The 15,456-nt window shown below is 69.6% G+C and carries 7 protein-coding genes and 1 pseudogene; 6 read left to right on the top strand and 2 right to left on the bottom strand.

Annotation, left to right across the window (positions count from 1 at the left end; genetic code table 11):
- Window positions 1-13 precede the first annotated feature (13 nt).
- Together QFZ52_RS10555 and QFZ52_RS10550 are read left to right on the top strand one after the other, a co-directional pair.
- A complete protein-coding gene (locus tag QFZ52_RS10555; RefSeq protein WP_307497571.1) occupies window positions 14-3,568 on the top strand; it encodes an ATP-dependent helicase in 3,555 nt (1,184 codons plus the stop codon).
- Window positions 3,565-6,957: an ATP-dependent helicase gene (locus tag QFZ52_RS10550; protein ID WP_307497570.1), complete on the top strand. Its 3,393-nt coding sequence runs from the start codon at window positions 3,565-3,567 to the stop codon at window positions 6,955-6,957. Before QFZ52_RS10555 ends, QFZ52_RS10550 begins: the two co-directional genes overlap by 4 nt.
- Window positions 6,958-6,997: 40 nt before the next feature.
- Here QFZ52_RS10550 and QFZ52_RS10545 read toward each other — a convergent pair whose 3' ends face one another.
- Window positions 6,998-8,515, bottom strand: coding sequence for a phosphotransferase (locus tag QFZ52_RS10545; RefSeq protein WP_307497569.1), 1,518 nt, complete (start codon window positions 8,513-8,515; stop codon window positions 6,998-7,000).
- An 89-nt stretch (window positions 8,516-8,604) separates the two neighbouring features.
- On the opposite strand from QFZ52_RS10545, the gene nudC reads away from it, so the two are divergent.
- From nudC to QFZ52_RS10530, 3 genes and pseudogenes are all read left to right on the top strand, one after another.
- Window positions 8,605-9,657, top strand: coding sequence for an NAD(+) diphosphatase (gene nudC / locus QFZ52_RS10540; RefSeq protein ID WP_307497568.1), 1,053 nt, complete (start codon window positions 8,605-8,607; stop codon window positions 9,655-9,657).
- Between the two features lie 212 nt (window positions 9,658-9,869).
- Window positions 9,870-12,006, top strand: a pseudogene (locus QFZ52_RS10535) (ATP-dependent DNA helicase UvrD2).
- The gene (locus tag QFZ52_RS10530) at window positions 12,003-12,566 is read left to right on the top strand and encodes a M48 metallopeptidase family protein (RefSeq protein ID WP_307497567.1); all 564 of its coding nucleotides are present in this window, start codon (window positions 12,003-12,005) and stop codon (window positions 12,564-12,566) included. The pseudogene QFZ52_RS10535 and the gene QFZ52_RS10530 overlap by 4 nt, the downstream one beginning before the upstream one ends.
- An 85-nt stretch (window positions 12,567-12,651) precedes the next feature.
- Here the strand turns inward: QFZ52_RS10530 and QFZ52_RS10525 are convergent, their stop codons facing one another.
- Window positions 12,652-14,127, bottom strand: a complete 1,476-nt coding sequence (locus tag QFZ52_RS10525; protein ID WP_307497566.1) for a zinc-dependent metalloprotease — start codon at window positions 14,125-14,127, stop codon at window positions 12,652-12,654.
- Between the two features lie 167 nt (window positions 14,128-14,294).
- Here QFZ52_RS10525 and QFZ52_RS10520 point away from each other — a divergent pair, with 167 nt between their 5' ends.
- A complete protein-coding gene (locus QFZ52_RS10520) occupies window positions 14,295-15,428 on the top strand; it encodes a YlbL family protein (RefSeq protein WP_307497565.1) in 1,134 nt (377 codons plus the stop codon).
- Window positions 15,429-15,456: the final 28 nt, after the last annotated feature.

Below are 15,456 nucleotides of genomic sequence, written 5' to 3'. Positions count from 1 at the left end.
TGGAATGGTTCGCGTGACGGAACAGATCTCAGGACGGCAGGCCGCGGCAGTCCGCGGCGCACGGCCCACGCTGCTGCCACCTCTGCGGGTGGCGGGCGCCCGGCCGGAGCTGAGCCCGGACCAGCAGGCCGTGGTGGGTCTCCCCCAGGGGAGCGGACCGGTGATCCTGTGGGGAGCGCCCGGCACCGGAAAATCGACCACGCTGGTGGAAGCGGCCGTGCGACGGGTGGATGCCGGTGAGGTGGATCCGGAGCGTGTCCTCGTCCTGGCTCCGAGCCGTGTGGCGGCAACCCGGCTGCGGGATTCCCTGACGGCCCGGCTGGGCAGGAGCCTCGGCACCACTCCGGCGCGGAGCTGGGCGGCGTACGCCTTCGACGTGATCCGCCGTGCCCATGCTGAAGGGGCGATCGCCCTGGACGGGCCGCCCCGGCTGCTCTCCGGGCCCGAACAGGATCAGGTCATCAAGGAATTGCTGGACGGTGCGCGGGAGACCCCCGGCACTGGAATCACATGGCCTCGCGACCTGGAGGCCGCACTGCCCACCCGCGGCTTCCGCCAGGAGGTCCGGGAACTCTTCGACCGGTTGATCGAGCACGACGGCGGCGCGGAGGATCTGGAAGAGCTGGCCGGAGAGGTGGGGCGGCCGGAATGGCTGGCCGCCGCCCGTTTCTACCGTGAGTACCGGGACGTCATGGACCTGCGGAACGCCGGCGCCTTCGACCCCGCCGGGATCATCTCGGCCGCACGATCGGTGTTCGCAGGATCTCCCGGGTTCCTGGCCGCCGAACGGGACCGTCTGCAACTGATCCTGGTGGACGACCTCCACGAGTCCAACCGCTCCGTGTACGAATTCTTCCTCGACCTGGCGCAAGGGAAGGACGTCATCGCGACGGTCTGCCCGGACACCGCAGTCCAGGGATTCCGTGGAGCCCGGCCTGACCTGGTGGCCCGGGTCGCGGAGGAACTCAGCGCGGAGGCATCCGGCGCGGACGGGAAGGGCGTCCTGAACCGTGAACTCACCACCTCGCACCGTCTGACCCGGCCGCTGGCTGAGGTGTACCAGAGAGCCGCCGCCCGGGTGCCCCGGGGCGCGGACGCGTCCTGGGCCCGCACACTGGAAACCCGCACTCTGGACGCCACAGCGCCGCGCCCGGGTGAGGGCGAGCCGGATCCCGATTCGGCGCCGACCGAGGCGACTGATGGGCGGAAACCGCCGGTCACCGGAGCCGTGTTCCGCGGGAGCGGTCATGAACTGAGGTTCCTGGCGTCGGAGATCAAGTCCGAACACCTCAAGGGGAAGAGGAGCCTCGAGGACCTCGCCGTGGTCGTCCGCAACGGGGCGGAGGTCTCTCGCGTCCAGCGATTCCTCCTGGCCCAGGGCATCCCTGTGCGCGTGTCGCTCGGAGAGACGGCCGTCCGTGACGAGCTCGCGGTCCGACCGTTGCTGGACGTCCTGGGCGTGGTCCTGGACCACGTGGCGCTGGACCCCGAACGTGCCGTGGAACTGCTGTCCTCGCGGGTGGGAGGGGCCTCCAGCCTCGACATCCGGCGGTTGCGGCAGGGGCTGCGCCATGAGGAACTGATCGCCGGTGGGACGCGGGGCAGCGACGATCTGCTGGTGGAGGCCCTCGGGGATCCGGGCTGGTTGGAATCGCTGGGCATCGTGGCCCGCCATGCTTTCCGGATCGCCCGGATGCTCGCGGACGGCAGGAGAGCTGCGGAAGAGCAGGCGGCCAACGGTGAGACCGTGCTCTGGGCCATCTGGAAGGCCTCCCGTCTGGCTGATCCCTGGGCGGAGACCGCTCTCGAATCCGGCACGGCCGGCGCACGGGCGGACCGCGATCTGGACGCCGTGATGGCCTTGTTCGAAAGCGCCGAGCGTTTCGCCACGCAATTTCCCGGGTCAGGAGCGGCGCAGTTCTACGACTACCTGACCGCGCAGGAACTTCCGATGGACACCCTCACGGCGCGGCCTCCTGTCGAGGAGGCCGTGGAGGTGCTGACGCCTGCCGGAGCCGCCGGACGCGAGTGGCCCGTGGTCTTCATCGCGGGCCTGCAGGAGGGAACCTGGCCCAATACCAGGCTGCGGGGTGAGCTTCTGGGCAACACGCTGCTCGCGGATGCCATGGAACACGGTCCCGTCGTCGCACTGCAGCAGGGGCCCGGGGAGCGGCTGCGCGCCATCCGCACCGACGAGCTCCGGACCTTCGTCGCGGCACTCAGCAGGGCGTCAGAACGGTTGGTGCTGACGGCCGTGGAGGATGAGGAATCTCGCTCTTCGGCCTTCCTGGAGCTGGCCGTCCCCGGCGCCTCGGACGAGGTGGGGACCCAGGCCATCCGTTCCCTTGATCTGCGCTCGCTCGTCGCGGAGCTGCGACGCACCGCGGAGGAGTATCACGCAGGGCCGGCCTCCGGGACAGGCCCGTCGCGGTCCGAGGGTTCGTCAGTCGGTCGCGAGAGTGCCGACCCGTCCACCGGGTCCCGCGACGCCGCGGCCCACGATGCTCCACCTCACGACACCCTGCTTCGCGACCCCCTGCCTCATGACGTTGTGCCTCACGACGCCGAGGCCGCCGTCGCTCGGGATGCGGCCCAGGTGCTGGCTCTGCTCTCCCGTCACAACGTTCCCGGCGCGCACCCCGCGCAGTGGTGGGGGCTGGCGCCGGCCAGCACCGAGGACGATCTGGTCCCGGACGGTGGAACGGTGGTGGTGTCGCCGTCGAAGGTGGAGAAGGCCAGCAAATCGCCGCTCGAATGGTTCGTCCCGGCCGCAGGCGGAGAGGCGCACACGGACTTCGCCAGGAGCCTGGGAACCCTGATTCACGCCATCGCAGCGGAACTCCCGGACGGCACGCTCGATGAGTACAGGGAACTGCTGGACCGCCGCTGGCCTGAACTGGGCCTTCCGGAAGGCTGGGAGAACGACGCCCTTCGGCGACGTGCGGACCTGATGCTCTTCAAGCTCGCCAGTTACGTCGCATCACTGAAGGGCACAGGAGCCACGGGCACAGGACGGTCCCTCGCGGCGGTCGAGATCGACTTCACCGTGGACCTCGCGGAGCCGCTGGAGTTCGTGCCGGAGGGGGAGACCACGACCAGGAAGCTGCACACCAGGATCAGAGGACAGATCGACCGGCTGGAGGTGGACGCACAGGGCGGCGCCTATGTCGTCGACCTGAAGACCGGGAAGTCCAAGCCCCGGAAAGAGGACATCATCCAGCACGCCCAGCTCGGCACCTATCAGGCCGCCATCAATGCGGGGGCATTTGAGAACGGGGCTGTTCAGGAGGATCCCTCCGCCGGGTCCAGGACCGTCCCGCCGATCACCCGGAGTGGTGGTGCGGCCCTGGTGCAGCTCGGTGACACCACCAAAGGATTCACCGAGCAGCAGCAGCCGCAGCTCGGCCCGGAGGACGGCTGGGCGATGGACCTGGTCCACCAGGCGGCCATCGCCATGGCCGGCCACGCATTCGAGGCCCGGCATGATTCGGCGGGGACGCCTTTCGGCGGCTGCAAGACCCCTGAAGTCTGTCCGCTGTGCCACTCGGGAAGGCAGGTCACGGAATGACGGAAACCACAGCGGCGATCATCTCGCCGGAGGAACTGGCCGTCCTGCTCGGCGGCAACACCCCCACGGAGGAGCAGTCCCGCATCATCGCGGCGCCCCTTGAACCACTGCTGGTGATCGCCGGCGCGGGGTCGGGCAAGACCGCCACCATGACCGACCGGGTCGTATGGCTCGTCGCCAACGGACTGGTCCGTCCCGAGGAGGTCCTCGGCGTCACGTTCACCCGCAAGGCGGCGGGGGAACTCGCCCATCGGGTCCGGAAGGCGCTCCAGCAGTTCGCCCAGGTCAATCAGCGGCTCGGAATGGCTCCCGTGGAACTGGCGGTGGACGAGCTCCACGAACCGCGGGTCTCCACGTACCACTCTTATGCGAACTCCCTCGTCTCGGACTTCGGCCTTCGCCTCGGGATCGAGCGGGACGTCACCCTGATGGGCCCGGCACAGGCCTGGCAGCTCGCCAGTCAGGTGGTCGAAAGTTATGACGGTCCTATGGAGTACGTGGAAGCCGCGAAATCGAGCCTGGTCAACGGCGTCCTGAAACTCGCGGGAGAGTGTGCCGAGCATCTTCGCCCCGCCGTGCCGGGTGCACTGGCCGGGTCCTCGCAGCGACTCAGCGTGGAGGAGTGGGTGGCGGATCTGCTCTCGCAGTATGAGGCGCTGCCCCCGAAGGTCGCAGGACGTGCCGCGGAGACCGCGGCACGGTCGCTCCAGACAAAGTTCCGCACCCGGGTGGCCCTGGCCCGCATGGTCGGCCGTTACGCCGAGGTCAAGCGGCAGCGTGGTCTCATGGACTATGGCGATCTGGTGGCTCTCGCCGCCACGATCGCCCAGGACGTCCCGCAGGCCCGTCAGCTGGAGCGGGACCGGAGCCGGGTCGTGATCCTGGACGAGTTCCAGGACACGTCCCACGCGCAGATGGTCCTGTTCTCGGAGCTGTTCGGCGAAGGCCACGCGGTCACCGCGGTCGGCGATCCGAACCAGTCGATCTACGGCTTCCGCGGCGCCTCCGCGGGCCAGCTCTTCCGCTTCACCGAAGCATTCCCCCGACGGCGGCCCGACTGCGGTTTCGAACCGTCCGGCACGGCTTACCTCACCACGGCCTGGCGCAACGGCGAACGGATCCTGGAAGTCGCGAACCGGGTGGCCGCTCCGCTCTCCTCCGCTTCGGGCGCCGCGAGCGTTCCCGAACTCAGGCCTCGTCCAGGGGCCCCTGCCGGAGCGGTCGTGCTGGCTCGTTTCGCCGACCAGTACAGCGAGGCCGCGGCGCTCGCCGACGATGTGCTGTCTCTGCGCGCCCCCGGACGGCCCGCCCGCACGATGGCGGTGCTGTGCCGGAAGCGTTCACAGATGCTCCCGGTCCAGGAAGCCTTCGAATTGCGTGGCATCCCATATGAAGTGATCGGCCTGGGAGGCCTGCTGGAGACGCCGGAGATCATGGACCTCACGGCCACCCTCCACGTTCTGGCTGATCCGGGACGGTCGGACAAGCTCATGCGCCTGATGGCGGGGGCGCGCTGGCGGATCGGGCCCGCTGACCTCATGGCGTTGCAGGAGTGGTCCTCCCAGCTGGCGCGGCGTCGGTCCTCCCGGATCCGGGAGGACGCGGAGGAACCGGACGAGGACAGTGCTCTGACCCCGGACCCGGTGGACGATTCGAGTCTGATCGAAGGCCTCGACTTCCTGCCGAAACCGGGCTGGGTGTCTCCCGCCGGGCGGTCCCTGAGCCCGCTCGGCCAGCAGCGTCTGGAACGACTGTCCGAGGAACTCCGGCGGCTCCGGGGACACCTGGGCCATGAACTCGTGGACCTGATCGCCGAGGTGGAACGGGCCATGCTCCTGGACATCGAGGTGGAGGCGCGGGCCGGGCGGAGCCTCCATTCCGCACGCCGGAATCTCGAAGCCTTCACGGATCAGGTGCTGCAGTTCAATCGCAGCAACGAGCGGGTGGACCTCCTGGCGTTCCTGTCGTGGCTCGAGGCCGCGGCACGCGAGGAGAACGGCCTTGCGGCTGCTCCTCCTGAACCCGATCCGGAAGCGGTGCAGATCCTGACCGTGCACGCGTCCAAGGGCCTGGAATGGGACGCGGTCTTCGTGCCCGGTCTCAATACGAAGGATTTCCCCTCGGAGCGGGCCGCGCACTGGGACGTCGAGATCGACACCTTGCCGTGGCCTCTGCGCGGCGATCATGCCAGCCTTCCCTTGTGGGACACCACGGAGGCGGGGCAGGCCGAATGGACCCGGAGCGCCAAGCTGTTCGCCGAGGAGGCGAAGGTGCACGCCGTCCGTGAGGAACGGAGGCTCGCCTATGTGGCGTACACCCGGGCCAAGGACCTGCTCTGGGTGTCGAGCCACGCGTACGCCACGGCCGGTGCGCTGCGCCCGATGTCGGACTTCCTGGCCGAACTGCTCCCGCTGGCTGAGGACGAGGACTTCCCCGAAGTGCAGCTCCACGGGCTCAGCGTCGGGGAAGAGGACATCCCGGACGCCAATCCGCTGACGGCGCAGACCCGTCGCTCGCCCTGGCCGTACGACCCGCTCGAGGGTCCCCTCGACGGCGAGACGGGGCAGCGCAGAAGCATGGTCGCGGGCCGTCGAGCCGCTCTGGAGGCGTCCGCTCACGCCGTGCTCGCCGCACTGAAACCGGGCGAGGAAGTCCGTCCGGGGCGACCCGGGCTCACTGCGGCTGAACCCGACGGACAGCATCCGGTCCGAACACCACAGGGCGAAGCCTGGCTTGAGGATGCCGAGCTCCTGCTGGCAGCCCAGCAGCGGCAGCCCCGGCGACACGAGGTCCGGCTGCCTGCGCACATCTCGGCGTCGACCTTGGTGGAACTGGGCACGGATGCCGAAGCGGTGGCGCGTCGACTCCGGCGTCCGGTTCCCCGGGAGCCGGGCCAGGCGGCCCGGAAGGGCACGGTGTTCCACGGCTGGGTGGAGGAGTTCTTCGGACAGGCCGGCATGCTGGACCTCGACGAGCCTTTGAGCGAGGACGCCGCCTTCGACGCCGCGCTCGGACTTGATGAGCTGGTGGCCCGCTTCAAGGCCTCGGACTGGGCCCACCGCACTCCGGCGTACCTGGAAGCGCCGGTCGAGACATCGGTGGGACCCCTCGTGGTCCGGGGCCGGATCGACGCCGTGTTCCGCGACGCCGACGGCGGGTGGGACCTCGTCGACTGGAAAACCGGCAGGGCACCGCGGGACGCCCAGGATCTGGCGCGGAAGTCGGTCCAGCTGGCGGTCTACCGGCTGGCGTGGTCACGGCTGCGCGGAGTTCCCCTGGACTCGGTCAGGGCTGCCTTCTACTACGTGGCCGACGGCCAGGAGATCAGGCCGCATGACCTTGCGGACGCGGAGGAACTGGAGAGGATCGTCAGCGACGCGCTCGGCTGAGCACGTCGAGCCTCCGGCGGGCCGTGGTGCGGACTGCCGGTCAGCCTTCGTGCTTGATGACCGGCAGGGCCGTGGTCTCGACGCCGGCCTGCGCGTCGCGAGCTTCTCCCTCGCGCTCGGACGACGGAGAAGGTGCGTTCTCGGCGGGTGCGCCGTTCAACGGTTCCGAGCCGGCAGGGGCTTCGGCTTCCGAGGAGTGTTCGGAGCTCGGGGCCCCGGGAGTACCGGGCTCACCGGCGCCGGCGCCCTTGGCCTCGTGGGCACTGATGCTGGTGCTATCGCCGTTGTCGTTCACGGTCCCGGCGCCGGTTCCGTCACCCTCGCTGGCGCCCGCAGTGCCATCGGCATCCGGATCTGCCGAAGACTCAGACGGAGACGGCACCACGGAGAGGCGAGGAGAGGTCTCTTCATGGACGTCCTCCGCTTCACCGCCGGGGGCCTTCGCGGCCTCCGCTGCGGCGGTTCCGGAGATCGACGTCACGGTGACCTTGGCGCCCTGGCCTGTCACCGGGGCAACACCGGAGCCGTCGTCTTCCCGCTCCCGCTCCAGACGCGCGGACTCCTCGGCGGCCTCGGCAGCGTCAGCCTCGGCCGCTGCTTCCTCCGCTTCCTCGAGTTCGCGGGCCGCGGCCTCGCTCGCCCGGATGTCCGAGGCGAGATCGGCCAGCATGGTCTCCGCCTCGCCGATCACGGCGGCGTCGTTCTTGGCCAGGCCCTTCATGAGGTACTGCGCCAGCGCGAACTCCGCGGAGAGTGCGGCGCGGCGGAGCAGATGCGGGTCCGGGACCTGCCCGGCCGGGCCGGGCAGCGCGTCGCGGTAGTGGTGCAGGACGGCGTCCACGAAGGAGGTGTCATGGGAGGCGACGAGCCAGGCGAAGTCGTCCGCCGGATCGCCGATGTGCAGATCGGTCCAGCCGGTCACGGCGGTGACCTTGCCGTCGTCGAACAGCAGGTTGTCCTCGTGCAGATCGCCGTGCACCACCGAGGCGTTGAAGCGCCACAGCGTCACATCCTCCAGGGCGTGCTCCCAGCGCAGCAGGAGTTCGGCGGGGATCTTCCCGCTGGTGGCGGCCTGATCCAGTTCGTTCAGGCGGCGCTGCCGGAACTCGTTGGCGCTGTAGCGGGGAAGGTCGGCGCGGTCCACGACGTCCTGCGGAAGGGCGTGGATGGCGGCCAGGACCGAGGCGACCTCTCTTGCCGCGGCATCCCCGGACCGTTCGAGCTGTTCGAGCGGGAACGACTGCCCGGCCACGTGGGTGTAGACGAACGTGCTGAGCGGGCCCCGTCGGACGCAGCCGAGCACGGTCGGGATGCGGAACGGCAGCTCGGCCCGCAGCCCCGCCGGGAAGGCGCGGAGGATGGCGAATTCGCTCTCGAGCCGGGCACTGGCTTCTTCGTGGCGAGGCGACCGGACGCGCCAGCGCTGTTCGTCGTCGCCGAAGAGCAGGGCGGCGTCAAAGTCTGCGGGGTCGTCAAGATCGGCCCGGACGGCGGTGGGGGAGATGCCGGGCACTGCAGCGGCGGCCAGGGCCGCCAGTTCGAGGGGGGAGCGCTTCACATCTTCCACCGTAGAGGGGTGTGCACCCGACTGTCCCCAGCACGGGCGGCGAGTCGCCAATCCCGGAAGGCAGTGGGTACGGTTGAGGCATGCATTCCCCCGGGCTTTCCACCACTTCCGCAGGCCTGCTCTCGCCGACGGTTCTCGGGACGCCTCCGGCTCTCATGGACCGTGTGTCCGGTGAGAGAGCGAGGGCGGAAGCTCTGGCGGCACTTCGCGAAGACCCCGCCACTCGGTACCTGCTCCTGGCCCGGCGCAGCACCCCGGTTCTGGCCGAGGAGGACACGCAGCGGCTCGTCTTCCTCTCTTCCACCGAGGTCGACGGTCTGGGTCCGGTGCAGGTCCTCCAGGAGATCCACCTGGGCCGCGTGCTTCCGACGCGCGACGACGCCGACCCGGCCACCGGGTCCGGCGACGGTCCGCTGCCGGCTGGGACCGCCGTCGTCGCCCTCGTGCTGAGCGAACCTCTCGCCGCGGACAGTCCCGCACTTCCCGCAGGAGCGGTGTGGCGCGGCTACCGCGAGAGCGGTGCGTGGCTTTCCCCTCTCGAATCGGAGCTGTTCATCGAGGCGCAGGCGATCGCGGGGTGGCACGAAGGCCACGGATTCTGCCCGCGCTGCGGAACTCCGACCGGGATCGAGCAGAGCGGCTGGGTGCGGCGCTGCCCCCGGGAGAACGTGGAGATCTTCCCGCGGATGGACCCCGCCATCATCGTGAGCGTGGTGGGTCCGGACGGCCGGATCCTGCTGGGCGGCGGTGGTCCGGCCGATGGCAAAGGACATTCGGTGCTGGCCGGCTTCGTCGATCCGGGGGAGTCGCTTGAGCAGGCGGTCGTCCGTGAGCTGGGGGAGGAGGTCGCGGTCGAGGTGGACGCGGTCCAGTATCTCGGTTCACAGTCGTGGCCTTTCCCGGCCTCCCTCATGCTGGGCTTCACCGCGCGGACCAGGAGCAGCGATGCCCGGCCGGACGGCGTCGAGGTGACTCACGCCCGCTGGTTCACCCGTGAGGAACTGCAGGATGCGGTCCTGGCCGGAACAGTCGTCATCCCCAGCCGGTTGTCGATCGCGAGGAATCTGATCGAACATTGGTATGGCGGTGAGGTGCTGGAGCCTCCGGCGCAGCCGGTGAGCGTGCGGAACTGAGCGGGGCGGGCACGCTCCGCCGGACCACAGGCCCAGACCACAGGCCCAGACCACCGGCCCGGGCCGCACAGCACCACCGCTTCACCCCGGCTTCACCCGGCGCCGCCTGACGGCGGAAGGGCGCAAAACCGGGCACGGGCCCCGGGCCGGCCCGCGGCAAGACCCGATGCAAGACCTGGCACGACGCATGACCCGGCACCTCAGGTGCCGCAGTGACTGAAGGAGCAAACACCCTGGACGTGGAGAACGGCAGCAGCCTCGAGGAACGGATTCTCGGAGGCCTGGATGCGGAACAGCGAGCGGTCGCGACCACGCTGACCGGACCGCTGTGTGTCCTGGCAGGCGCCGGGACCGGTAAGACGCGCGCCATCACGCATCGCATCGCGTACGGCGTCCATTCCGGGGTCTACACCCCGCAGCGTCTGCTCGCGGTGACGTTCACCGCCCGTGCCGCCGCGGAGATGCGCAGCCGGCTGAGGGACCTCGGCGTCCCCGCGGTGCAGGCCCGCACCTTCCACGCGGCAGCGCTCCGGCAGCTTCAGTATTTCTGGCCCCAGGCGATCGGCGGGTCGGTCCCGCAGCTCCTGGACCACAAGGCCGGTCTCATCGCCGAATCGGCCCGCAGGCTGCGCCTCACCGTGGACCGGGCCGCGGTGCGGGACATCGCGGCGGAGATCGAGTGGGCCAAGGTGTCCATGCTGACCCCGGCCAATTACCTCGCCCGCGCCCAGGGCCGCGGTGAGCCGGGCGGCCTGGAGCTGCCCGCCGTCGCGCGTATCTTCGAGGCGTACGAAGAGGTGAAGACGGACCGCAACATCATCGACTTCGAGGACGTCCTGCTCATCACGGTGGGCATCCTGGAAGAGGATCCCAAGGTGGCCGCGACCGTGCGCGACCAGTACCGGCACTTCGTGGTGGACGAGTACCAGGACGTCTCCCCGCTCCAGGAACGGCTCCTCCAGCTGTGGCTGGGCGGCCGTGAGGAACTGTGCGTCGTGGGCGATGCCAGCCAGACCATCTACTCCTTCACGGGCGCGACCCCCGCGGCACCTTCTCGACTTCCCGAAGACGTATCCGCAGGCGCAGGTGGTGCGCCTGATCCGCGATTACCGTTCCACGCCGGAGGTGGTGAAGCTCGCGAACACCCTCCTGCGGAGCCGTCCCTCGGGTGGGCCGGAGGCCGACAAGGTCTGGGCGAAGCCCCTGGAACTCGTGGCGCAGAGGCCGCACGCCGCGGAACCCGTCTTCGTCGAGTGCCCCGACGACGAAGCGGAGTCAGCCGTCGTGGCCGAACGCATCTCGACGCTCATCGCGGCCGGCACTCCCGCGGCCCAGATCGCCGTCCTGTTCCGCACGAATGGACAGTCCGAGGCGTTCGAGCAGGCCCTGTCCGCCCGGGACATCCCGTATCAGCTCCGCGGAGGGGAACGGTTCTTCCAGCGCCGCGAAGTGCGCGAAGGGATGCTTCAGCTGCGCGCCGCGGCCCGCGCCGACTCGACCCGCGGCACCGCCGTTCCCGGGACCGTGGCGGACGTCCTGTCGAGCCTGGGCTACACGTCCGAGGCGCCGGTGGGCGGCGGCGCCGTCCGGGAGCGCTGGGAATCCCTGGCGGCCCTGGTCAACCTGGCACAGGATCTGGCGACCAGCCGCGGGGAGGAGTTCTCCCTCCTCGACTTCGTGACGGAACTCCAGGAGCGGGCCACGGCCCAGCACGCCCCGACGGTGCAGGGCGTCACCCTCGCCTCGCTGCACTCGGCTAAGGGCCTCGAATGGGACGCCGTGTTCCTGGTGGGCATGAGCGAAGGACTCATGCCGATCTCCTTCGCCGAGACCCCGTCGGACGTGGATGAGGAACGACGGCTGCTCTACGTGGGCATCACGCGTGCGCGGACCGACCTCTGCTTCACCTGGTCCACTGCTCGCACCCCGGGCGGCCGGGCCCATCGGAAGCCGTCCCGGTTCCTTGACGCGCTGCGGCCCGGCGGCAACGGCAGCACGGTGCGCGAATCCGCGACGCGGCTCCGCAAGAACCGCGTCAAGGCCGTCGCGACCCAGTGCAAGGTGTGTGGCACGCAGCTCACCACCGGCCCGGAGCGGAAGGTCGGACGCTGCGTCGACTGCCCGCCGTCGCTGGACGAGAAACTGTTCGAGGCGCTGCGTGAGTGGCGCAAGGCGGAGGCGTCCACGGCGGACGTCCCGGCCTATGTGGTCTTCACCGACGCGACCCTCACGCTGATCGCGGAGGAGAAGCCGGAGACCATGGAGGCGCTCGCGGTCCTCTCCGGTGTGGGGCAGCGCAAACTCGAGAAGTACGGTGAGGCCGTGCTGAAGGTGGTGGCGGCTCAATGAGCCGTGCGGGTCAAGCGGAGCAGCCCCGGTTCGCGCCGGACGGCACCCCGGTCGTAGTGCGCCGCTCGGCCCGCCGCAAGCGGACCGTGAGCGCGTTCTGGGAGGGCGGGACCGTCGTCGTCGCCATCCCGGCGCGCTTCACGCACGCCCAGGAGGACGAATGGGTGCAGAAGATGCTGCTCCGCCTCCAGTCGCGGGAAGCCTCCGGCAAGTCAGCCGGTCGGAACGACGACGAGCTCGCCGAGCGCGCCCGGCTCCTGTCCCAGCGGTACCTGGGCGGCCAGGCGCGGCCGAGCAGCGTGCGCTGGGTCAGCAACCAGAATTCGCGGTGGGGATCCGCCACCCCGGCGGACCGTTCCATCCGGTTGTCCGACAAGCTCCAGGGCATGCCCGACTGGGTGGTCGACTACGTCCTGGTGCACGAGCTGACGCATCTGCTCGTGGCGGGACACGGCCCGGACTTCTGGAAACTGTGTTCTGCCTACCCCGATCTGGAGAAGGCGAAGGCGTTCCTCTCCGGAGTCGCGTACGCACAGTCACGGGGCCTCACCGAGGACTGATGGCGGTGTTGATCTTGTGTGCTCAGTTGTTGTGGGTCATCCGGCGGATCACTCGCAACAACTGAGCACACAAGATCTCAGCGCCTCAGGCGCCGGGCTTGCCGTCCTCGTCCGCCGGCCCATCGGCCGGCTTCTCGGTGGACTCCTCCGTCGACCCCTCTGCCGGCTTCTCGGTGGACTCGTCCGCGGACCCCTCTGCCGGCTCGTCGAAGCCGCCCGAGAGCAGCTTCTCGATCGCGTCGTCCACCTCGGCGTCGCTGGCCTCGGCCAGCTGACGGCGGGCGCCGAAGCCCTGGGGGTCGTTGAGATCCTCGGTGGTCGGGATGAGATCGGGGTGCTTCCACACGGCGTCGCGGCCTTCGGTGCCGCGTTCCTCCTTCAGCGCGGCCCACAGGGCGGCGGCCTCACGGAGGCGGCGGGGACGGAGTTCCAGGCCCACGAGCGAGGAGAACGCGTGCTCGGCCGGGCCACCGGTCGCGCGACGGCGGCGCACGGTCTCGCGCAGTGCGGGGGCTGTGTTCAGCACCCCTTCCAGGGCCTCTGTGGTCACTTCGTCCACCCAGCCTTCGATCAAGGCGAGGGCCGTCTCCAGCTTGTCGAGCGCGGCCTGCTGGGCGGGGGTCCGCTCCGGCATGAACACGCCCTCCTGTAGTGCGGCCTGCAGGGACTCGGGGTTGGACGGATCCACGTCCTGTGCCAGGTCCTGGATGCGGGAGACGTCGATGTGGATGCCGCGCGCGTAGTCCTCGATGGCGCCCAGGACGTAACCGCGCAGCCATGGCACGGAGGTGAAGAGCCGGGCGTGGGCCGCTTCGCGGACGCCGAGGTAGATCCGGACGTCCTCGGCGGGGATCTCCAGGCCTTCGCCGAACGCCGCGATGTTCGTGGGCAGGAGAGCCATCTCGAGGTCCGCCAGCGGAATGCCGATCTCGGTGGAACCCACCACTTCGGTGGCCAGCGACCCGATCGCCTGGCCGAGCTGCATCGCGAAGATGGCGCCGCCCATGTTCTGCAGCATCGATCCGGCGCCGCCCATCATGCCGCCGAGGCCCTGGAGTTTGAGCTCCTCGGGGAGGTTCTGCGTCATCGCGTCCGTGAGGGCCTTGGCGACGCTGTTGGCCACGGGCTCCGTCAGGCGGCGCCAGGTGGGCATGGTGGCCTCGACCCACTCGGCGCGGGACCAGGCCTTGCCGATGATGTTCGGCTCCGGGAAGTCGGTGACCTTGTTGAGCCACATGTCCGCCAGACGGAGGGTCTGGTCGACGTCGCGCTGTTCGGCGGAGCTGGGGGTCGGGTCGCTGGACTGCGCCGCGACGTTCCGGGCCGTGTCGTGAGCCAGCTTCCAGTTCACGGGTCCGTCCGAGCTCGATGAGAGCATCGCCTGCACCTGCTGGAACATGGAGGCCAGGAACTGGGGGTCATCCGGCAGACCACTGGCCTTGGCGAACTCCTGGACGTCGAAGCCCTCCGGAGCAGCACCTCCCATGAGTCGCCGCAGCATCTCCTGGAACTGGTCCTGGGGATCCTCGCCGGGGTTGTTCGTGTTGGGCTCGTTGCTCATGGTCCACCGATCTTTCCTGGGCCTTTTCCTTCACGGTACCCCTGCCCAGGCGCCCCTGTCGCCGGTGCTGATGGCGGTTTCGCTGAGGGCAAAGCAGGGCCGTGCGGCGGGGACACTCAGTTTCGCCGCCTACCCTTGAGTGAGCACCGTTGATCCGGAAGGAAACCATGAGCGAGCAGTTCCCGGCGACCCCGCCGGCGCAGCCCTATTCGATGCCGGCCCCGCCGGAGGGCACGCCCGGCCGGCGCCGCCGTCGTCGTTTCCCGATCGGCGCGGTGATCTGGGGACTGTTCTTCGTGGTGCTCGCGATCGGCTCGCTCGTGCCGCTGCCGTACGTGATCGAATCCCCGGGCCCGACCTACAACACGATCGGCACCGTCGAGGACAAGAAGGTCATCCAGATCACCGGGCACGAGAGCTTCCCGGCCCAGGGCGACCTGGACCTCACCACGGTGTACGTCTCGGGCGGCCCGGGCGGCAAGGTGACGGGTTTCGAGCTGATCCAGGCGTTCCTCGATCCATCCAAGGCGGTCTATGACGAGGACCAGATCTTCCCTAAGGGCGTCACCAAGGAGGAGAACCAGAAGGAGAACGCCCAGGCCATGACCAGCTCCCAGGAGAACGCCACCGCGGCGGCGCTGGGCGCGCTGAAGATCCCGTTCCAGCAGAAGCTCACGGTGGGCGGCTTCACCCAGAACTCTCCGGCCGAGGGCAAGCTGAAGGACGGCGACGTCCTGCTGAGCATCGACGGGAAGCCTTCCACTTCGATGACCGCCGTCCGTGACGCGCTCGCCGCGTCGAACGGCAACGAGGTGTCCGTCCAGGTGCAGCGCGGCGCGGACAAGCCGACCGTGCGCTTCGCCCCGGTCAAGGACGACAAGGACGGCCGCTACCTCATGGGCATCGGGCTGGTCTTCTCCTTCGACTTCCCGTTCAAGGTCCAGTATCAGCTGGACCAGGTGGGCGGCCCGAGCGCCGGCCTGATGTTCACCCTGGGTCTCATCGATTCGCTGACGCCGGGGGACCTGACGGGTGGCAAGCACATCGCGGGCACCGGCACCATCACCCCTGACGGTCAGGTGGGACCGATCGGCGGCATCGCCCAGAAGATGCACGGCGCCCATTCTGCCGGCGCAGGCCTCTTCCTCGCCCCGGCAGCCAACTGCGACGAAGTGGTGGGCCACATCCCGGACGGGCTGGAGGTCGTGAAGGTGAACACCGTGTCCGACGCCCGCACCGCGGTGGAGACCTACGCCAAGGGCGGCGACCTCGCAGCCCTGCCGCACTGCACAACAGGCTGAGCGCCCGACGGCGCGTGGCCGGGCACGC

This window comes from Arthrobacter woluwensis, from assembly GCF_030816155.1.
GTDB classification, from domain to species: domain Bacteria; phylum Actinomycetota; class Actinomycetes; order Actinomycetales; family Micrococcaceae; genus Arthrobacter_E; species Arthrobacter_E woluwensis_A.
Note: the sequence above shows the minus strand (reverse complement) of the source record. Positions and strands in the feature narration are given on the sequence as shown.